Here is a 20,887-nt window from a genome sequence, read left to right on the forward strand (position 1 = left end):
AATTCCCCCATAAACTTCTATTTTGAGTTTACAAAAGCAGCTCTATTTTTCCAGAAATAATCCCATCCTGAAATAACAGTAAAGATTAATGCAATCCATATGAAGATATCAGCAACTGGAATATGGATTAAATTTAAAGGTACATCGTGTAATAAATATGCTGCAATCGCAATAATTTGTGTCCATGTCTTAATTTTCCCTAGCTGATTTGCCGCAACTACTTCCCCTGTTCCAGCAAGTACAAGACGTAAACCTGTTACAGCAAACTCACGACTGATAATTACAATAACAATCCAAGCCGGTACATATTGCATCTCTACCAATGTAATAAGTGCTGCTGAAACAAGTAATTTATCAGCTAATGGGTCAAGAAACTTTCCTAAATTCGTTACAAGATTATACTTTCTTGCGTAATGTCCATCAATCCAATCTGTAGCTGAAGCAATGATAAAGATAAGTGCCCCTACTAAATGTTGAATTGGCAAATCAACATCACCAATTTTGTATGAACCCCAATCAAAGGGCGCTAACATAATTACCATAAAAATTGGAATTAAGAAGATTCTAGATATTGTAATTTTATTTGGTAAATTCACAGCTATTCCTCCATCATATCAAAAACATTTGTTCATCGAAAAAAAAGTCATCGAAGCGATGACTGTTATTGTGCAGGTTGCTCTATCCCTTGGTTTTTAATCACCAATCTTTGGTGATATTCTTTTTGTGGATCTAACGGGAAAGCAAGCACTTGGCCATTCAGTTTAATTTCAACATTCGGTGCACTTCCAATATTAAGTCGTACTTCTTTTAATGTTGATACATCGCGTTTCTCTGTTTGACCGCTTTGTACTGTAGTGTTTAGAATTTCATTACCCGCATCATCCTTAACATCTACATAACTTGCACCCTTCGCTGAAATTTCCAATTCTAACGTTTTATTATTATGAATTTCCAAAGTAGATACCTTACCAGTTGTTCCAACTACTTTCACTTCTTGCTGTCCAGTTGGTGGTGCTGGCTGCTCCTCTTTCTTTGGTTCTTCTTTCTTTAGTTCTTCTTTCTTTGGCTCTTCTTTCTTTGGCTCTTCCGCTTTCTTCGTATCTAACGGAGAATCTTTCGCTTTTTGAACTTCAATTTTCTCACTTTGAGCACTCGGAACTTTTTCATCATCTTTTCCAGTTAACGCTTGAAACACAAACCAGATTACGACTCCAACCGCGATTACTAACAGCGCAACTAAGATTTTCGGCATGTGATCTGCAACTGGCCATGATGAAGATTTTTGCATTGTTTCTTGTGTTTTTTGTCCCGTTGATACTTGTGGAACTTCACGCCTTTCAGATTGTGGTATCGTACTCTGATGTTCTACAAGCAGTTCCTCTCCATTTAATCCAACAGCATCTGCGTATTGTTTAATGAATGCACGCGCATAAAAAGCTCCTGGCAATACATCATAATTGCCTTCTTCAATTGCCACTAGATGGCGTTTTTGAATTTTTGTAATTTCATGCAGCTGATCAATAGACAAGCCTTTCGCTTCTCTTGCTTCTTTCAGCTTTTGTCCCAATTCCGTCACTACTAACACCTCAATATTTCTTTAAAAGTCAAACATAGAGAAATTATTTTGCGTACCTTGCTCAATTTCATCTACTAAATTATATTGAATTTCTTCATCATAATCGTTACGCAACTCGATAATATAATCAAAATCATCCAATGTGTATTCTGACTGACTCACAAATACATCAGGATGTTCCACAACTTTCGTTGCAGGCAATCTCATAATTTCACGAACGAGCTGCCAATGTCTTTCGTTGGCACGCTTCGTTGACACAATTCCATCTAGGATGAAAATATTGTCATCGCTATACTCATCTTCAATTAATTGACTACGAACAGTTTGCTTAATAAGAGTAGATGATACAAATAACCACCTTTTATTTGCACAAACACTTGCAGCAACAATGGATTCTGTTTTTCCGACACGAGGCATTCCGCGTATCCCAATTAGTTTATGGCCTTCTTTTTTCATAATTTCTGCCATAAAGTCTACAAGTAAGCCTAATTCATCACGCACAAATCGAAATGTTTTCTTATCATCTGCATCTCGTTGTATGTACCTACCATGCCTAACCGCTAGCTTATCTCTTAGCTTGGGCGGACGATATTTCGTTACCGTTATGTTATCCATCGTATTTAAAATTGATTCAAGTCTAGAGATTTGCTCTTGATTATCACACATAAGAAGTAACCCACGTCGTGCATTATCTACACCATTAATTGTGACAATATTAATGCCGAGCATACCGATTAACGAAGAAACGTCACCAAGCAAGCCAGGTCGGTTTTTATGTATTTCATATTCAAAATACCATTCAATCATCCAAGATCACTCCCCTTGCTTACTTTACACCTACGTACTATATTATATGATTTCACCTTAATAGGGAAGCTAAATGTATAATCTATCCTGTGTAATTATTATACAAAAAAAGTAGAGAGGAGAATCTCCTCTCTACTTTTACTTATGTTGTACAAACTTAACCATTAAGTTTGCAATTGTATGTTGCTCCTGTTCATCAGCAACTTTCCAAAGCTCAGCTAATAATTTCTCTTGGTCATTGCGCCCTTCTACTTCATTAGCAAGGTAGTCGCCAACACGAAATGCCATATCTGATACCGCACCGCCGTCTAAACCTTTTCCTTGCGCTTGCTCTAAACGATCTCCTAAAAAGCTCTTCCACTGATCAAAATTATCTAATACTGACATAATTAAGCACCTCACTATTGAGTAATAAAATCATCCTTAATTTGTGCAACTGTTCATTTTTTATGTAAGAAATTTTTAGCAGTGCCAACCGCCATTCACTCCGATGATTTGTCCAGTTATGTATGATGCTCCTGGTGATACGAGGAATGAAACTGTTTTTGCTACTTCTTCTGGTAATCCTATTCTACCTAATGGTATATCTTCAGCAATTCCCATTTTATCTTCTTCAGAAAAAACACTTAACATTTCCGTTTCAATTGCTCCTGGTGCTACTGCATTCACACGTAATCCACTTAAAGAAACTTCTTTCGCTAAAGCTTTCACATATGAATTTTGCGCCCCTTTTACCATTGAATACAGCACTTCACAAGAAGCCCCTATTTGTCCCCATATAGATGAAATAATTACAATATTACCACTTCTCCTCCCGATCATAGGCGGAAGTGCCATTGAAAGTAATTTATATACGTTCTTCACTTGAAGTTCTACCATATAACCCAATTCTTCGTTTGTTACATCTGTTACTAGTCCAAAAATACTCTTCCCAGCTGCGTATACAATAACATCAATAGGGTGTTCAATTTGTCCCCACAATTGCTCTGCTCCATCACTAGAAGCCAAATTCGCTTGAACAGGGATAACTTCTCCCCATGCTTTCTGCAATTCCAATACCTTTCCTTCACTGTTATTGTAATGAACATAAACTGTATATCCATCTTGAATTAATTGTTTCGAAATAGCAGAGCCAATCCCTCCGCTCCCTCCAGTTACTAACGCATACTTTTTCATAAATTCCCTCTCTTATCTCTACAAGTTCAATTTTCACACAACTAAATAATACCCTCATCTTACAATTTTTCAATGATAAGATGAGGGTATCTTTAAAATGTTATTTTTTCGGTAACACCTGACAAACACTCATTTTTTCTTCTGATAACAATAATTTTGCTACTTCTTGTAAGTCTTGAACCGTCAGCCCTTCTAATACAGTCAATGCATCAAATAGACTAGATTCATTAAACGCATATCGTGTAAATTGATTTGCAATATATTCTGGTGAATTCAACGAGCGTAAAAAACCACCAATTTTCTTTTTCTTCACTCGTTCTAATGCCGCCGCATCTAATTGATCATAATCTGTTTTTAATAAAATATCTTTTAAACGATCTGCCAATTCATCAGGTTGTTTCGTATCACCACCAACCATTGCAAAACCGAAGTTATTTTCTTCTGTATAGTCATACGAGAATGAATCATCAATAAGTCCTTCATTATATAAAGCTTCGTAATGAACAGAACTTTTTCCAAATAAATAATCTAAGAGTAACGTAAGCGCAATTTCTTGTTTTAAAAGCGCTTGCCCCTTTTCTTTTAAATTAGTCGCTTTAATACCAACTAAACATTTCGGTGTTTGCACAGGCATTGAAATAATTTTTTTCTTTTCATTTACCTCATTTGGTTCCTCTTCAAATGAACGCACAATTTCTGGCTGGTTTTTATAATCTTTTTCCGCTTGATTTTCACGTACTAAATCCATTGTTTTCTCTGGATCAATTGCACCCACAACAAATAATAACATATTGCTCGGATGATAAAATGTTTCATAACATTCATATAATAAATGTTTCGTAATTTTACTAATAGATTCGATTGTGCCTGCAATATCAATTTTAATTGGGTGTTTTACAAACAAGCTATCAATTAACCCAAAGTACAAACGCCAATCTGGGTTATCTTGATACATTTGAATTTCTTGCCCAATAATCCCCTTCTCTTTTTCAACTGTTTTTTCAGAGAAATAAGGCTCTTGCACGAAGTTTAGCAATGTATTTAAATTTTGTTCTACGTTTGAAGTACATGAAAAAAGGTAAGCTGTTCGTGTGAAGGATGTAAAAGCATTTGCCGATGCTCCTTGTTTACTAAACAATTGGAAAGCATCGTGATCTTCTTTTTCAAATAATTTATGCTCAAGAAAATGTGCAATCCCATCAGGCACACGAATCATTTCTTCTTTCCCCAATGGTACAAATGTATTATCTACTGAACCATATTTCGTCGTAAACGTCGCAAATGTTTTATTAAATCCTTGTTTCGGTAAAACATATACATCTAATCCATTAGGAAGTTTTTCATAATAGAGTGTTTCTTTTAATTGCTCATAAACAATTTTTTCCATTTACTCTCCCTCCGTTCCTTGTAAAAAGTAAATTGTATCTAGTTCAATATTTTTAGCTACTTTTACAATTTCTTCTTTTGTTACACTTTCTATACCTGTAAGCCATTCTTCAACTGGACGTGTACGATCTGAAATAATACCATGATATAGCATTTCTACAAATCCACGCGGTGTATCAATCGCCTCTAATATTTGATTTTGGATGACACTTTTTGTTTGATGTATTTCTTCTTCAGAAAACTCTCCGTTTTGCATCGCAAGCATTTGTTCTTTAATAATCTCAACTGCTTTTTCATAATTTTTCGCTTCGATTCCTGACATAACAAATAATAAACCTTTATGACTTTCAAAGCGCGATGCTGCATAGTACGCTAAACTATTTTTTTCACGCACATTTACGAATAACTTCGAATGAGAAAAACCACCAAACAATCCATTGAACAATTGCAATGCAAAATAATCTTCATCTTTATATGTGACAAATGTACGATAACCGATGTGTAATTTACTTTGTTTTAATTCTTGTTTTTCAACAACTTCTTTTTCTTCATTATTTCGTCTATGAAGGAGTACATTTCTTTCTCTCACTGGACGAGCTGAAATAGAAAAATACTTACTTACAAGATCAACGGCGTTTTCTGAAATATCACCAATAATATATAGATCCATCTCATCTTCCGCTAACACCTTTTGATAATATTGATACAGACTTTCATTTGTAATAGAAGCAACACTCTCTTTTTTTCCATTTGCACTTAAACGATACGGTTCTACTTTGCACATTTCTTCAATTAAACGCTCGTTTGCATAACGCATTTTATCATCATAAGTAGCTTCAATTCTCTGTAACAGTGCTCTTTTTTCACTTTCTACGATAGAAGATAGGAAACCGTTCCCCTCGGTTGCTGGATGTAACACAATATCAGACAACATAGAAAGCGCTTTTTCAAATAACGGTGGTGCATCATGTAAATAAACTTCATTTGCAATGTCTACATAAATGGAGATAATATGGTCTTCCCCTTTTTTACTTACATCTACCGCTAAAGAAGACCCGTATAATTCTTCTAAATATTGACGAAGACGAATTACAGAAGGTAATTTTTCTGTGGCACTTTGCAATACGTATGGCAATAGGGCACGCTCTGTCACCGTCTCCTCATTTAAAGGCGCTTTAAAACGAAATACAAAGGTATTCGTTTTATATTTATCAGTCGGAATAATATGTACGCGCAAACCACCTAACTCATGTAGTTGTTGTTCCATTAGTTTCATTTATAGCCCTCCTTTACGTATATAGGAATATTCCTCTTCAATATACAGTTTTTAGAAATAAAAAATCAACTTTTCTCCCTTATTATGCTTACATATGATTCTTTCTAAAAACTTTAATATGTAAGGAACATAGTAAAATTCCGTATTAAATATATTCTATGTAAAAAAGCCCACACTAATGTGCGAGCTTTTTTATACTTATAAAATACTTATCGTTTTCCTTTTTCATAAGGAGTTCCTAATGCTTTCGGAGCTTCAGAACGACCTACAAAACCAACAAGCGCTAATATTGTGAATACATATGGTAATATCGTTAATAAAACACTTGGAATTTGATCTAATACAGGAATTGTTCCGCCCGTTACACTAAGAGATTGCGCAAAACCAAAGAATAGAGCTGCACCTAGTGCGCCTAGTGGATTCCACTTTCCAAAAATCATAGCAGCTAAAGCTAAGAAACCTTGTCCTGTAATAGTTGCCCCTGAGAAGTTATTAGAAATTGACATTGCAAAAATCGCTCCACCAATTCCAGCAAACACTCCTGAAATACAGACTCCAATATAGCGCATTTTATATACGTTAATCCCCATCGTATCCGCTGCCATTGGGTGTTCACCAACAGCACGTAGACGAAGACCGAACGGTGTTTTATAAATAACATACCAAACAACGAATGCTAAAATAATGGCAATATACGACGTTATTGGTACATTCGAGAAAAATATTTTCCCTAAAACCGGAATATCCGAAAGGCCTGGAATATCAATCTTTTCAATACGATACTGAATAAAGTCAGTCTGCCCTTTATCAAAAATCTTCTTAATTGCAAATACCGTTAAACCAAGAGATAAGAAGTTAATTGCTACACCACTTACAACTTGATCTGCTCGGAATGTAATAGAAGCTACCGCATGAAGTAATGCAAATAATCCACTACCAATTGCCGCAAATAATAACGCAATCCACGGGGTCATCGTTCCCCAAGTATCACCCATTAATAAGTTTGTAACAACTCCAATAAATGCACCAAATAGCATTAGTCCTTCTAATCCGATATTTACAACACCCGATCGTTCACTAAATACTCCACCTAGTGCTGTGAAAATGATAGGTGCCGATGTATATAACGTACCTGTCACAAGAATGGCTAATATATCTAAAAAGCTCATTTATTTCCCCTCCTTGCTCATGCGTGTAAGCGCCCATCTTAACACATAACTACATGCAACAAAGAAGATGATACATGCAATAATTACATTAATAAGCTCTGATGGTACATCTGCCTCAAAGTTCATTTGAGGGGAAGCACTTTTCAAACCACCAAATAATAAAGCTGAAAGGATTATACCAAACGGATTATTCCCTCCAAGTAATGCTACGGCAATCCCATCAAATCCTACTCCTGTAAACGAAGACATCGCGGTCATACTCTGGAATGTTCCTAATCCTTCCATCGCTCCACCAATCCCCGCAAATGCACCAGCAATTGTCATGGAGAATACTACATTACGAGAAACTTTCATACCTGCATATTGAGAAGCATGCTGATTAAATCCTACCGACTTTAATTCGTAGCCTAAAGTTGTTCGATCTAATAAGAACCACATTAAAATAGCGATTAATATTGCTACAATAATTCCCCAGTGAAGACGCGAACCATCAGTAATGCTAGCAAGCCAGTCTGAAGATAGTGATGCACTCTCTTTAATGTCATACGTTTTATCATTACCTTCATGTAAAAAGCGCTTAATGATGTCATATGTTACATATAATGCGATATAGTTCATCATAATTGTTACAATAACCTCATTAACTTGAAACTTTCCTTTTAAATATCCAGGAATGAAGCCCCAAATTCCTCCTACCAATGCTGCGAATAAAATAGATAATGGAATATGAAGGAAAGCTGGTAGTGAAACTGCATAACCGAACCAAACCGCTGCAAGCCAACCAACTAGCAATTGACCCTCTACCCCGATATTAAATAAACCTGTACGAAATGCAAACGCCACTGATAAACCAGCAAGAATAAGCGGTATCATTGTACGAAGCGTTTCACCAATCGCACTTGCGCTACCGAACATCCCTGTCCAAAGTGCACTATAACCTACAATTGGATCATAACCACTAACTAACATTACAATCGCTCCGACAAGTAAGCCAAAAATAACGGATAGTACTGGGACTAAAATATTTATCGTTCGTTCTGTTAAAAGTTTTTTAGCCATTTGTACCCACCTGCTCCTTCTTTGTTCCCCCAGCCATTAACAATCCAAGCTGTTGTTCATTCGTTTCTTTCGCATCAACTATTGCTACAATTTTCCCTTCATAAATAACAGCAATTCGATCGCTAACATTTAAGATTTCATCTAACTCTAGTGATAAAAGTAATACACCTTTCCCTTTATCCCTTTGCTCTATTAATCTCTTATGAATAAATTCAATTGCTCCTACATCTAAACCACGTGTTGGCTGTGCTGCGATTAATAAATCTGGATCACGGTCTACTTCACGTGCAATAATTGCTTTTTGTTGATTTCCCCCAGATAGAGCGCGTGCTAAAGTTTGCTCACTAGGTGTACGTACATCAAACTGTTCAATAAGAGCCTTTGCTTTTTCTGTAATTTTGCTGAAATTTAAAATCCCTTTCTTTGAAAACGGATTCTTATAGTACGTTTGCAGAACTATATTATCTCTAACAGAAAAATCAAGGACGAGTCCGTGTTTATGACGATCTTCTGGAATATGACCAATTCCTTCTTCTGTTATTCTTCTAACAGGCCAATTTGTTATTTCTTTCCCTTTAATTGCAATAGAACCTGACTCAACTTTTCGTAAACCAGTAATTGCTTCTATTAATTCACTTTGTCCATTTCCATCAATCCCTGCAATCCCAACAATTTCCCCCGCACGAACAGTTAAGTCAAGGCCTTTTACAGCAGGTAGTTGACGTGCATCGTGAACAACAAGATTTGCAATTGAAAGTACCTCTTCTTTTGGTTTCGCGTCTATTTTTTCTGTTTTAAAATTCACTTGACGTCCGACCATTAATTCTGCAAGTTTATTTTCATCCGTATTTGCAACGTCAACCGTTCCAATTCCTTTTCCTTTACGAATAATCGTACAACGATCGCAAACTTCCATAATTTCTTTCAACTTATGTGTAATAAGAACAATAGATTTTCCTTCTTGCACAAGCTTTTTCATAATTTGAATTAGCTCATGAATTTCTTGTGGTGTTAACACAGCTGTCGGTTCATCAAATATTAAAATTTCTGCACCGCGGTAAAGAGTTTTCAAAATCTCAACACGCTGTTGCATACCCACTGAAATATCCTGTATTTTCGCATATGGATCTACAGCTAAACCGTATTGTTCAGACAGTTTTTGAATTTCTTTAGCAGCTTCCTCAACAGCAATTTTCCCTTTTTTCCTCGGTTCATTTCCGAGAATAATATTCTCTGTAACTGTAAAATTATGAACAAGCATAAAGTGCTGATGAACCATTCCAATACCAAGGTCATTTGCCACATTCGGATTGGTAATATTTACAGACTTTCCTTTAATTTTAATTTCACCTTGTTCTGGTTGGTACAAACCAAATAGTACATTCATCAATGTGGATTTCCCTGCACCATTTTCTCCAAGTAAAGCATGTATCTCACCCTGCTTTACTTGCAGCGTAATATCATCATTCGCTACAATGCCTGGGAATACTTTCGTAATGTTATTCATCTCAATTACGTATTCCATTGTGTTCCTCCTTTTAACAGGGAACATTCCCTATTACACTATTAACTTATTAAGCAATTCGGAAGTTTTATACATACAAAGGTTAGTTCTATGAACTAACCTTTGCTATTTCTCTATTTATTTTTTTAGAGAAGCTTCATATTCTTTATACTCTTTATCTGTAGCCGGTACTTTAATTTCACCGTCTGTAATTTTCTTTTCAAATTCTTCTACTTTTGTTAAAATTTCAGGGTTAACTTTTTTCACGTTATCAGTTGTTTTTGAAATACCAATACCGTCATCTTTTAAACCAAACGCTTCTACTTTACCGCCTTTTAACTTACCGTCTTTCGCTTCTTGCGCTACTTTTTCAACAGCGATATCTACACGTTTTACCATTGAAGTTAATGTTACGTTTTCAGGCATACCTTCTTGGTTTTGATCACGGTCAACACCGATTACCCAAACATTTTCACCTTTTTTCTTACGGTTTTTCGCTTCAGTGAATACACCGTTACCTGTACCACCAGCAGCATGATAAATTACGTCTACGCCTTGACCATACATTGCTGATGCAAGAACTGTACCTTTTTCAGGTTTATCGAATGCTTCTGCATATTCAGATACGATTTCAATGTTTGGATTTACTGCTTTTGCACCCGCTTTAAATCCATTTTCGAATTTACTAATTAAATCACTCTTCATCCCACCAACAAATCCTACTTTATTCGATTTTGTTGACATAGCTGCTACCGCACCTACAAGGAATGAACCTTCATGATCTTTAAATGTAATGCTCGTTACGTTTGGTGCATCTACTACAGTATCAACGATTGCAAATTGTTGTTTTGGAGATTCTTTTGCTACTTCTTTAATTGCACCTTCTAATTTATAACCAATTCCGAAAGATAAATCATACTTATCTTTTGAAAATTTCTTTAAGTTTGGAATATAATCCGCTTCTTTTTCAGACTGTAGGTAACGATAATTTGTCTTTTCCTTTAATCCGTTATCTTTACCAAACTTTTTTAGTCCTTCCCAAGACGATTGGTTGAACGATTTGTCATCAACGCCCCCAACATCCGTTACCATACCGACCTTGAAGTCTTTCGTGTCTTTCTTATCACTGCTTGCCTTATCCGAGTTACCACATGCACCTAAAACTGTACTTGCTGCTAATGTTAATGATAATAAAAGACCTGCTTTTTTCTTCATACTAGAAACCCCTCCAAAAATGATATATATTTTTTTATTCTTTCGCTGCTGTCCCTTACTTCTTGCTGTCACCTCCCTAAAAAGGAACTTACCTACATACGCTTTCTTAATACGTGGAAGCTAAACTTATCAGCTCTAAAGTAATTGATAGAATATAAGATTGGCTCATCATTTTGATCATAGTGCATTTGTTTTAATACAAGCAGTGCTGTTTCAGGCTCACATTCTAAAATCGGTGAGATTTTAGGGTGATAGCCAATTGGCTCAATGTGAGCAACCGCATATGTTATGCGCTTATGCGTGTTATTATGTATCACCGTTAATAATGACTCCTCATTGTAACCCGATAAATCTGGCAATATTTCTTTTGCAAGTTTATCGATACAATATACAACAGGTTCCCCATCTGCTGTACGCACGCGTTCAATCATCACTGCATTGAAACCATCTTCACTATTAAACTTCTCTTTTTCCTCTTCTGTTAAAGTTGTAGTAGATGATGATAAAAAGATCGTTCCTGGTGTTTTCCCCACACTAGAAATCATATCTGTAATACTAGAAAGTTGTTCTATTCCAGAAGAAAATAATGGCTTTGCATTTACAAATGTCCCTACACCATGTCTACGAATGACAACATTTTCTTCTTCTAAAATACGTAACGCTTCCCTTAAAGTCGCTCTACTTACGCCAAGTTCTTTCGCTAAATCAAACTCTGATGGTAACTTTTGTCGTTCTTTATAAGCCCCATCTTTAATTTTTTCTTTGATGTGATCAATCACCCGTAAATATAGGTGACGACTATCGGATTTTACTGACATAAGACTCCCCCGCATTTCAATTATTCGACCTCTGATGTAAGACTTCTTTTCTCTTTTTTCAACTTACAACATAGTACAAATGACTAACCACTAAAAATAAGCGCAATTGTCGAATAAATAATAATAATTTTTTAAAATGAAATTTTCACTCTTTACTGTATAAAAAAAACTTTGCACCATAAACATTCCTCATTTCGAGAAAAAGTTCGGCACAAAGATCCTTTACATCCTTTGTTACACACTTTTCCCCTCATAGTCTAGCAATTCATGGTTGCCAGGTAGAAACTTATGGACCTTATCTCCAAGATTATATGAGGCAGTGATTCTTTTCGAAGTAATCTTACCACTTGCTCTCATACGTGTCAACAAAATCCAACATTTTTCTGCATTAAATATCGAACATTTACATAAAACATACTCAAAGTATTCGTATTCTAAAGATACCCTCTAAATGTAAGCCCTTTCTTTATTGCTGAGTATAGTATATAATAAAAACACTATATAAAAAAGCCTAATTGTAAAAACAATTAGGCTTTTTTAAGAACTTTTTTCTTGTACATCATTAATGAGTACTTCTCTCGGTTTACTACCTTCATATGGACCTACTACACCATTCATTTCCATTGCATCAATTAGACGAGCAGCTCGCGTATAACCTACTCTAAACCTACGTTGTAGCATAGAAACAGATGCTGTTTGCATTTCCACTACAAGTTGAACCGCTTCATCATATAATTCATCTTCTACTTCCTGCTTCGTATCAGGAACATCTTGCGGAATCATATCTTCTTGATATTGTGCTTTTTGCTGTCCAATAACATATTCTACAACTCTCTCAACTTCATCATCTGATAAAAATGCACCTTGTACACGTACAGGTTTCGATGCACCAATTGGTATAAACAGCATGTCGCCACGACCTAGTAGCTTCTCTGCACCACCACCGTCAAGAATTGTACGAGAATCTGTTTGAGAAGATACAGCGAATGCAATACGTGATGGAATATTCGCTTTAATAACACCCGTAATAACGTCAACTGACGGACGTTGCGTTGCAATAATTAAATGAATACCAGCAGCACGAGCCATTTGCGCTAGACGCATAATCGCATCCTCTACATCAGACGAAGCAACCATCATTAAATCTGCTAACTCGTCCACAATTACTACAATATACGGTAATTCGGGTTGTTTCGCTTCTGATTGACTATTATGCTCTTTTATATAATCGTTGTATCCTTCAATGTTACGTGTACCACTATGAGCAAACAATTCATAACGACGTTCCATCTCACTCACAACTTTTTTCAATGCTTGCGATGCTTTTTTCGGATCAGTTACAACTGGTGTTAACAAATGAGGCACACCGTTATATACATTTAACTCTACCATTTTCGGGTCAATCATCATTAATTTTACTTCATGTGGTTTTGCACGCATTAAAATACTAACAATAATACCGTTAATACATACACTTTTCCCGCTCCCTGTCGCACCAGCTACGAGTAAATGGGGCATTTTATTTAAACGGGCTAATACAGCTTCACCTGTAATATCTCGGCCAAGACCAATTAACAACTTCTCTTCCGGATGATTGTTAGCCTTAGAATCAAGAACTTCCCTCAGCGTTACCATCGAAACTTCTGAGTTCGGAACTTCGATCCCTACAGCTGATTTCCCGGGAATTGGCGCCTCAATACGAATGTCCTTTGCAGCTAATGCAAGGGCTAAATCATCACTTAAACTGACAATTTTGCTTACCTTTACCCCCATATCAGGATACACTTCATATTTTGTAACTGCAGGACCTCTATGCACTTTTGTTACTTTCGCTTTCACTCCGAAACTTTGGAATGTACGTTCTAATTTACGAGCATTCTCATAAATTTCCGCATTTTCATTTGTAACTTGCTTATTCTTTGGAAATTTTAATATATCAAGTGAAGGAAGCTTGTAATCTTTATTTTCTACATTTGAAAATTGCATAGGAGGTGCTTGCGCTTCACTCTCTAACGATTCAACGATTTTTTCTCCACGCTTTTTCTTTGATTCTTCAATTGGTGGAGTCTCTTCAATAAACGGTGAAGTGATCAAATCTTCTTGCTCTACTTCAATTCGTTTATCCTCTTCTTCATTTGCAGGATAATTCTCAGTGAAATTTGAAATAATTGGCGGATCAATTTGGATTTCTTCCATCGGCTCAATCACTTCTTCTTGTTCTGCAGCACGTTTGCTTCTTGTACTTCTTGTTGTTTTTTTCTTTTCTGTTTGTTCAGCCGTTCTTTTGGATCTCCAATCTTTATAATCCACTTGCATCACTTGAAATTGACTTCTAAGAATTCTACCAACTGGAGCTAACACTTCTCCAATATGTTTATTTGTTATACAGAGTACCCCGAGAATAACTAAAATAATCCCAATGATATAGGCTCCTACTTCGTCGAATAGGAAGTAACATGTCGCGAACATAAGCGCACCAAACATACCACCGCCTAAATGAACGCTATCTGGCCCTTTTTTCATTTCAAGAAAGAAGTTATCTTTCGTACTCACAATAACAGAAGTATTTTGCACTGCTCCATCTTTTGTAAGAAGGTTAAATAATGTAATATGACTAAACATTAATATTGCCAATACAATTAAATAAAATCCAATTAACCGTTTATTTAAAAGGTTCGGCCATCCGCGTTTTATAACAAAGGAAACCGATAAAGCTATTACACCTAACACACCAATTATGTACCACTCACCAAAGAAGAAGCGAAAAAATAACACAAACGATTTCCCTACAACGCCTAGCTGTAAAATCGTAATGATTGAAAGTGCAAAAAGAGTTAAACCGACGATTTCATAATACAAAGTTGGCTTTATCGTACGTCTTGCCTTTGCCTTCGTCCCTCTTTGCTTTTGTTTTGCCATTTCTTCACCTCGTGTTCTACATATAAGTAAAGCTCCCCTAAAAATGCTCTATTTATATGTCTGTTTTCTCTATTTTTCAGGTCTTTATATCTTCTATTTTTACACTTCTTGTAAAATGCTAAATAAACAGAAGAAAGCAGCCTACTCATGGCTGCTCAACCGTCTTGTTTTTTATATTATACCATAGCTTCTAAACAAAATCCTTCTTTTTGCTAAAAGGTTATTTTCTGACCGGGCTCAAACTCTAAATAGTGAAGTGGGTCCGTACTTAGCACACGTACAATAGAATAACACCCATGTTCCTCTTCAGAAACCATTAATTCCACACCATTTATATTTACAACTTTTTGACTTTCACATTGTGAATAATCGGCCGGATACACAAGTTGCTCTGGCATAATTGTATATAAAATCATTGTAACATTGTCCCTTCTGCACTACCTTCCGCGCGAACATCTATTAATTCGTTTAATTTTCGAATCGCATTTCCAATACCACCAACATCATCTATAAGACCGTACTTTACTGCATCTCCACCAATTACATTCGTCCCAATATCTCGCGTTAAATTTCCTTTCGCAAACATAAGCTCTTTAAAACGATCCTCTGTTACTTTCGAGTGCTTCGTCACAAAACGAATAACTCTTTCTTGCATCTTATCCAAATACTCAAATGTTTGCGGCACACCTATGACAAGACCTGTTAAACGAATTGGATGAATTGTCATCGTCGCAGTTTCCGCAATAAACGAATAGTCAGTAGAAACAGCAATCGGTACACCGATGGAATGTCCCCCACCTAAAACTAGAGATACTGTTGGTTTTGAAAGTGAAGCTACCATTTCTGAAATTGCTAGTCCAGCTTCAACGTCACCTCCAACCGTATTTAATATTAAAAGCAAACCTTCAATTTTCGGATTTTGTTCAATCGCAACAATTTGCGGAATGATATGCTCGTATTTTGTTGTTTTATTTTGCGGCGGTAATTGAACATGACCTTCCACTTGTCCGATAATCGTTAAACAATGAATACGTGATTCATTCATCTGTGGTACATTTGTCTGTCCAAGCTGTTGAATTTTTTCTACTATTGAAGCCTCTTTTCCAGCTTCTTTTGGCTCAGTTTCTTTTTCTTCATTTGTATATCGATCACGTTCTGTCATTTCGCATCCCCTTTCACTCGTATATAACTATTATTTCTTAAGTTATAAATTTCATTCGATAGGGTTAAAAAGAAAAAAAAGATCACCCATAAGGGTGATCTTTTTTATACTTCCATAATAATCGGTAAAATCATAGGTTTTCTCTTTGTCTCTTCGTACAAGAACTGTCCTAATAATTCACGAATATTTTGTTTTAACATTGACCATTCAATCGAATATTCTTTAATTGACTGCTCAACAATCATACGTACAATCTCTGTAGATCGTTCAATTAACGCTTCTGACTCACGAACATATACGAAACCACGTGAAATGATTTCTGGACCAGAGATAATTTTCTTTTCATCTTTACCAAGCGTTACAACTACTACTAATATTCCATCTTGAGATAACATCTTTCTATCTCGAAGAACGATATTACCAACGTCACCTACACCTAATCCATCAATTAAAACATTACCAGCTTGTACTTTACCGACTAAGTTCGCTTCATCGTCACCAAAAGCAATTACATCGCCTTTTTCTACGATAAAGATATTTTCTCTTGTAATACCTACATCTTCAGCTAAATACGCATGTGCTTTTTGCATACGGAACTCACCATGTACGGGTACAAAGTACTTCGGTTTCATTAAATTTAACATTAATTTTAATTCTTCTTGGCTACCGTGACCTGAAACATGAACTTTTCTTTCGCCGTAATAAACAACTTCAGCTCCAGCTCTAAATAACAAATCAATAATTTTTGATACAGATATTTCATTACCCGGAATTGGCGAAGCAGCAATGATAACAGTATCACCTTTACGAATTGAAATTTGTTTATGTGCTTGTTTTGCCATTCTAGATAGAGCAGCCATCGGTTCACCTTGACTACCTGTCGTTAAAATAGCTACCTTTTTCTCTGGGAAGTTGTCTACTTCTTGTAATGAAATAACCATACCTTCTGGAACATCTAAATAACCAAGACGTCTTGCAATGTCTACTACTTTCACCATACTACGTCCTACTACCGCTACTTTTCGCCCTGTTTCGGCAGCTGCATCAAATACTTGTTGAATACGATGTACATTCGATGCAAATGAAGCAACGATAATACGACCTTCTGCGCCGTAGAACACTTTAGAAATTTCTACACCAACTTCTTTTTCAGAACCTGTATAACCTGGGCGCTCTGCGTTTGTACTATCAGATAATAAGCAAAGTACGCCTTCATTTCCAATTTGAGCCATTTCCCCAAGGTCTGCTCCACTATTTCCAATTGGAGTTTGATCGAATTTAAAGTCTCCTGTATATACGATTGCACCTTTTGATGTATGGAAACAAACACCAACAGAATCTGGAATACTATGTGTCGTTCCAAAGAATGACACCGTTGTAGTATTAAACTCTACTGTTGAATTTGAATCGATTGTTTTTAAGTCTACACGACCTAACATACCCGCTTCGCCAAGTTTTTCTTGTATAAGTCCTACTGTTAATTTCGTTGCATACACTGGAATAGATAATTTACGAAGTACGTAAACAATACCACCAATATGATCTTCATGACCGTGAGTAATAAATAAACCCTTTACTCGCTCTTGGTTTTCCACTAAATATGTAATATCAGGAATAACGATATCAATTCCAAACATTTCATCTCCCGGGAACATTAACCCTGCATCCACAATAAAGATTTCAGAATCAATTTCAACACAGTACATGTTTTTCCCGATTTCACCTACTCCACCAAGAGCAAATACTTTAACAGACTCATTCTCTTTTCTCTTCATGTTGTTGCCTGGTTTAAAAATCTTGCAAACACTGATTTCACTAAAATTGCAGAGACACCAGGGGAAACTCTACAACCACCATATATTCACCGTCCAAGACGAATGTCCTTACCGTTATGCGATATCATGTCCTTGTTTATTTTTTAAACCAGGTTTCACCTCTCTTTCATTATATAAATCAAATATCTTATTCGATATGATATGAAAATGTAATTAAATTATAATTTTTACCAATTTTGCTAAGCATACCCGTACTAAGCTACTTAGCCATATTATACCTGATACAAGAAATAGAACACAAGTTAAATCGTGCGAAAGAAAAAGTAAAAGAAAGGAACAGCACTAAAAGTATATGGCTTATTTCCGCTGCTTTTATACTCCATGTTATTTGGAAAAAACTACCCTAAATACTTTAAATTACTTTCATTTGATGGATTTCCTAGATTTTTTTCTTGAATCGCACAAAAACACTTATAAAATGAAGCTTTTTTATAGATTACGTCATATTTGAGGCAATTCCTCTAAAAACATAACCGAAAGTATTTTCTGTACCAGCAACTACTTTTCAACAAAATTAAAGATGTAAGATCCTTTTCTTATAAACATTGCATTACATGACAAAAAGCTATGAATTACAAAATCCCGCTAAAAATTTAATAAGGTTAAATTTTTAGCGGGATTTGACAGTCACTATCGAGAACAAGAGGTTGAAACAAAATTAACGAAAGGACCATATCATACTTTAGCCAGTAGAGAACGCGTAGCGTAATATACTCGTTTTCAATATTATAGGTTCATATACAGATGAGAAAGGCAAGCTTAAAATCATTTTATAAAAGATTTACTTTAAAACAGATTCAAACATTTTCATATCAATAAAAAAATGACCTAGTGTGAAACTAGGTCATTTTTATTAACGAGGAATAGATTGCATTACAGATTGTAACGTTACTCTTTCTTCTTCTGTTAATGGAAGAAGTGGTAAACGTACAGAACCTACATCTAATCCAACCATTTGTAACGCTGTTTTTACTGGAGTTGGACTTGGCGCCATAAATAATGAATCAGTTACTCTTACAAGTAATTGATGTAATTTTTGTGCCTTCTTAAACTCTCCTGCAAGAAATGCTGTAATCATTTCTTGCATTTCGTTTCCGATAACATGAGATGCTACCGAAACGATACCTTTCGCTCCAACTGCCATAGCCGGTAACGTTAAACCGTCATCACCGCTGTATACCGCAAAGTCGTCCGCTGTTTTTTCAATGATTTCTGTCATTGTTAACACATCGCCGCCTGCATCTTTAATAGCAACAATGTTTTCTATTTCTGATAAACGAACAACTGTATCAACGGAGATTTGTACAATAGATCGTCCTGGAACGTTATATAGCATAACCGGAAGTGGCGTACTTTCAGCAATTGCTTTAAAATGCTGATACATTCCTTCTTGACTCGGTTTGTTATAATACGGTGCTACTAGCATTACTGCATCCACACCAACTTCTGTTGCCTTTTTAGTTAAATCAATAGAAGCATGCGTATTATTGCTACCTGTTCCAGCGATTACGGGCACTCTTTTATCGACAACAGATACGACATGGCGATATAACGCTACCTTCTCTTCTGAAGTTAATGTAGGAGATTCTCCTGTCGTTCCTCCTACCACGATTGCTGTTGTACCGTTATCAATTAAATAATTTACCAATTTCGTTGTCTTTGCAAAATCGATATTCCCGTTTATATCAAACGGTGTTACCATCGCGGTTGCAATTGTCCCAAAATCTATCATGGTCTCACTCCTTATTGTTCCAGTTGCTTTTCTTTTGAAAGCTCAAACGCACTATGTAATGCATTTACAGCCTCCACTAAATCAGTTTCTTTTACAAGAACCCAAATTGTTGTATGACTATCTGCCGATTGCAGAATTTGAATACCTTTTTCCGCTAAAGCTGTAACGATTTTCGCAGTAACCCCTGGGTATCCTGCCATTCCAGCTCCAACGATAGATACTTTCGCACAATGTTCTGTCACAATTGGCTCATATCCAAGGTTCTTTAATAATTTAACTGCATGACTTGATACATTATCACTCACCGTATATGCTACGCCAGTAGGTGAAATATTAATTAAATCAACACTTATTCCTTCGTTCGCCATCTCTTTAAACACATGTTGTTGCAAATCATATGCCGTTTCTTTTGCAAGCACTTTAATTTGCGTTACGTTTGATACGTGGGCGATACCTGTAACAGGACGTTCTTCTACATCACGACCTCTTGTAGCACCGTCATATGCTGAAATAAGCGTACCTTCACTATCAGAATACGTAGAACGTACACGAAGTGGCACTTTTGCATGCATCGCAATTTCAACTGCACGTGGATGAACGACTTTCGCACCTTGATAAGCCATGTTACAAATTTCGTTATACGTTACAGTTTGAAGATGACGTGCATCTTTTACAATACGAGGATCCGCAGTCATAACACCTTCTACATCAGTGAATATATCGATGTATTCAGCATGAAGTGCAACACCTAATGCTGAAGCTGAAGTATCACTACCTCCGCGTCCAAGTGTTGTCGTATCACCTTTTTTCGTTTGCCCTTGGAATCCTGTAACGACGATTACATCTACATTTTCTAACTCTTCATGTATACGATCGCAATTCATTTCAATAATCTTTGCATTCGTAAAGTCATCATTCGTTACAAAACCAGCTTGTGCACCATTTAATGCTGCTGCTTTTATACCATTCTCATTCAACATATTAGAGAAAACAATTGCAGAGATTAACTCTCCGCACGATAATAATAAATCTTGCTCACGTTTAGAAATAGTAGATTCCTCTTGATTTACAAGACTTAATAACGTATCCGTTGCATATGGTTCACCTTTACGGCCCATAGCAGATACGACAGTAACTACTTTATAACCAGCAGCTAATGATTTTTTTATATGATGAAGCGCATGCTTACGTCCATTGTCATCACGTACTGATGTGCCACCAAATTTTTGAACAATTATTTTCATATTTTGCAC

Annotated in this window: 18 protein-coding genes and 1 riboswitch; all 18 genes read right to left on the reverse strand. The window is 36.0% G+C overall.

Annotation, left to right across the window (positions count from 1 at the left end):
* Positions 1 to 17: 17 nt before the first annotated feature.
* The gene (gene pgsA / locus CN409_RS13770; protein ID WP_001052967.1) at positions 18 to 596 is read right to left on the reverse strand and encodes a CDP-diacylglycerol--glycerol-3-phosphate 3-phosphatidyltransferase; all 579 of its coding nucleotides are present in this window, start codon (positions 594 to 596) and stop codon (positions 18 to 20) included.
* A 65-nt stretch (positions 597 to 661) separates the two neighbouring features.
* Positions 662 to 1,576 (reverse strand): helix-turn-helix domain-containing protein, encoded by a 915-nt coding sequence (locus CN409_RS13775; protein WP_000137465.1) that lies wholly within the window; start codon positions 1,574 to 1,576, stop codon positions 662 to 664.
* A 21-nt stretch (positions 1,577 to 1,597) separates the two neighbouring features.
* Positions 1,598 to 2,383: a DUF3388 domain-containing protein gene (locus tag CN409_RS13780; protein ID WP_000574107.1), complete on the reverse strand. Its 786-nt coding sequence runs from the start codon at positions 2,381 to 2,383 to the stop codon at positions 1,598 to 1,600.
* Between the two features lie 138 nt (positions 2,384 to 2,521).
* Positions 2,522 to 2,770 (reverse strand): DUF3243 domain-containing protein, encoded by a 249-nt coding sequence (locus CN409_RS13785; RefSeq protein WP_000114444.1) that lies wholly within the window; start codon positions 2,768 to 2,770, stop codon positions 2,522 to 2,524.
* 75 nt (positions 2,771 to 2,845) lie between these two features.
* Positions 2,846 to 3,559, reverse strand: a complete 714-nt coding sequence (gene ymfI, locus CN409_RS13790) for an elongation factor P 5-aminopentanone reductase (protein ID WP_000759625.1) — start codon at positions 3,557 to 3,559, stop codon at positions 2,846 to 2,848.
* Positions 3,560 to 3,659: 100 nt separating this feature from the next.
* Entirely contained in the window at positions 3,660 to 4,946 is a 1,287-nt protein-coding gene (gene yfmH, locus CN409_RS13795) for an EF-P 5-aminopentanol modification-associated protein YfmH (RefSeq protein WP_097980902.1), read from the reverse strand.
* On the reverse strand, positions 4,947 to 6,221 hold the full coding sequence (gene yfmF, locus CN409_RS13800; RefSeq protein WP_000772416.1) for an EF-P 5-aminopentanol modification-associated protein YfmF: 1,275 nt from the start codon (positions 6,219 to 6,221) through the stop codon (positions 4,947 to 4,949).
* Between the two features lie 209 nt (positions 6,222 to 6,430).
* A complete protein-coding gene (locus tag CN409_RS13805; protein WP_000008857.1) occupies positions 6,431 to 7,390 on the reverse strand; it encodes an ABC transporter permease in 960 nt (319 codons plus the stop codon).
* On the reverse strand, positions 7,391 to 8,449 hold the full coding sequence (locus CN409_RS13810) for an ABC transporter permease (RefSeq protein WP_001085255.1): 1,059 nt from the start codon (positions 8,447 to 8,449) through the stop codon (positions 7,391 to 7,393).
* Entirely contained in the window at positions 8,442 to 9,974 is a 1,533-nt protein-coding gene (locus tag CN409_RS13815; RefSeq protein WP_000456928.1) for an ABC transporter ATP-binding protein, read from the reverse strand. The genes CN409_RS13810 and CN409_RS13815 overlap by 8 nt, the downstream gene beginning before the upstream one ends.
* A gap of 117 nt (positions 9,975 to 10,091) precedes the next feature.
* Positions 10,092 to 11,168: a BMP family lipoprotein gene (locus CN409_RS13820; RefSeq protein WP_000725767.1), complete on the reverse strand. Its 1,077-nt coding sequence runs from the start codon at positions 11,166 to 11,168 to the stop codon at positions 10,092 to 10,094.
* Positions 11,169 to 11,260: 92 nt separating this feature from the next.
* Positions 11,261 to 11,986 (reverse strand): GntR family transcriptional regulator, encoded by a 726-nt coding sequence (locus tag CN409_RS13825; RefSeq protein WP_000114182.1) that lies wholly within the window; start codon positions 11,984 to 11,986, stop codon positions 11,261 to 11,263.
* A 233-nt stretch (positions 11,987 to 12,219) separates the two neighbouring features.
* A riboswitch (purine riboswitch) is annotated at positions 12,220 to 12,321 on the reverse strand.
* Positions 12,322 to 12,523: 202 nt separating this feature from the next.
* Positions 12,524 to 14,905 carry a DNA translocase FtsK gene (locus CN409_RS13835; protein WP_001118795.1) on the reverse strand — a complete coding sequence of 794 codons (2,382 nt, stop codon included), beginning with the start codon at positions 14,903 to 14,905 and terminating at the stop codon, positions 12,524 to 12,526.
* Between the two features lie 212 nt (positions 14,906 to 15,117).
* Positions 15,118 to 15,321 (reverse strand): YlzJ-like family protein, encoded by a 204-nt coding sequence (locus CN409_RS13840; protein ID WP_000605020.1) that lies wholly within the window; start codon positions 15,319 to 15,321, stop codon positions 15,118 to 15,120.
* Positions 15,318 to 16,067: a translocation-enhancing protein TepA gene (gene tepA / locus CN409_RS13845; protein ID WP_000139825.1), complete on the reverse strand. Its 750-nt coding sequence runs from the start codon at positions 16,065 to 16,067 to the stop codon at positions 15,318 to 15,320. The genes CN409_RS13840 and tepA overlap by 4 nt, the downstream gene beginning before the upstream one ends.
* 104 nt (positions 16,068 to 16,171) lie before the next feature.
* Positions 16,172 to 17,842: a ribonuclease J gene (locus CN409_RS13850; RefSeq protein ID WP_098217806.1), complete on the reverse strand. Its 1,671-nt coding sequence runs from the start codon at positions 17,840 to 17,842 to the stop codon at positions 16,172 to 16,174.
* Between the two features lie 913 nt (positions 17,843 to 18,755).
* Entirely contained in the window at positions 18,756 to 19,634 is an 879-nt protein-coding gene (dapA, locus tag CN409_RS13855) for a 4-hydroxy-tetrahydrodipicolinate synthase (protein ID WP_000564762.1), read from the reverse strand.
* Between the two features lie 11 nt (positions 19,635 to 19,645).
* Entirely contained in the window at positions 19,646 to 20,878 is a 1,233-nt protein-coding gene (gene dapG / locus CN409_RS13860) for an aspartate kinase (protein ID WP_000692450.1), read from the reverse strand.
* Positions 20,879 to 20,887 lie beyond the last annotated feature (9 nt).

The organism is Bacillus sp. AFS012607 (assembly GCF_002558005.1).
Lineage (GTDB): Bacteria > Bacillota > Bacilli > Bacillales > Bacillaceae_G > Bacillus_A > Bacillus_A thuringiensis_S.

Excerpts from the sequence above, each read along its gene's own strand:
- CN409_RS13780 (WP_000574107.1), bottom strand. The coding sequence starts at position 2,383 with ATGATTGAATGGTATTTTGAATATGAAATACATAAAAACCGACCTGGC.
- CN409_RS13785 (WP_000114444.1), bottom strand. The coding sequence starts at position 2,770 with ATGTCAGTATTAGATAATTTTGATCAGTGGAAGAGCTTTTTAGGAGAT.
- ymfI (WP_000759625.1), bottom strand. The coding sequence starts at position 3,559 with ATGAAAAAGTATGCGTTAGTAACTGGAGGGAGCGGAGGGATTGGCTCT.
- yfmH (WP_097980902.1), bottom strand. The coding sequence starts at position 4,946 with ATGGAAAAAATTGTTTATGAGCAATTAAAAGAAACACTCTATTATGAA.
- yfmF (WP_000772416.1), bottom strand. The coding sequence starts at position 6,221 with ATGAAACTAATGGAACAACAACTACATGAGTTAGGTGGTTTGCGCGTA.
- CN409_RS13805 (WP_000008857.1), bottom strand. The coding sequence starts at position 7,390 with ATGAGCTTTTTAGATATATTAGCCATTCTTGTGACAGGTACGTTATAT.
- CN409_RS13810 (WP_001085255.1), bottom strand. The coding sequence starts at position 8,449 with ATGGCTAAAAAACTTTTAACAGAACGAACGATAAATATTTTAGTCCCA.
- CN409_RS13815 (WP_000456928.1), bottom strand. The coding sequence starts at position 9,974 with ATGGAATACGTAATTGAGATGAATAACATTACGAAAGTATTCCCAGGC.
- CN409_RS13820 (WP_000725767.1), bottom strand. The coding sequence starts at position 11,168 with ATGAAGAAAAAAGCAGGTCTTTTATTATCATTAACATTAGCAGCAAGT.
- CN409_RS13825 (WP_000114182.1), bottom strand. The coding sequence starts at position 11,986 with ATGTCAGTAAAATCCGATAGTCGTCACCTATATTTACGGGTGATTGAT.
- CN409_RS13835 (WP_001118795.1), bottom strand. The coding sequence starts at position 14,905 with ATGGCAAAACAAAAGCAAAGAGGGACGAAGGCAAAGGCAAGACGTACG.
- CN409_RS13840 (WP_000605020.1), bottom strand. The coding sequence starts at position 15,321 with ATGATTTTATATACAATTATGCCAGAGCAACTTGTGTATCCGGCCGAT.
- tepA (WP_000139825.1), bottom strand. The coding sequence starts at position 16,067 with ATGACAGAACGTGATCGATATACAAATGAAGAAAAAGAAACTGAGCCA.
- CN409_RS13850 (WP_098217806.1), bottom strand. The coding sequence starts at position 17,842 with ATGAAGAGAAAAGAGAATGAGTCTGTTAAAGTATTTGCTCTTGGTGGA.
- dapA (WP_000564762.1), bottom strand. The coding sequence starts at position 19,634 with ATGATAGATTTTGGGACAATTGCAACCGCGATGGTAACACCGTTTGAT.
- dapG (WP_000692450.1), bottom strand. The coding sequence starts at position 20,878 with ATGAAAATAATTGTTCAAAAATTTGGTGGCACATCAGTACGTGATGAC.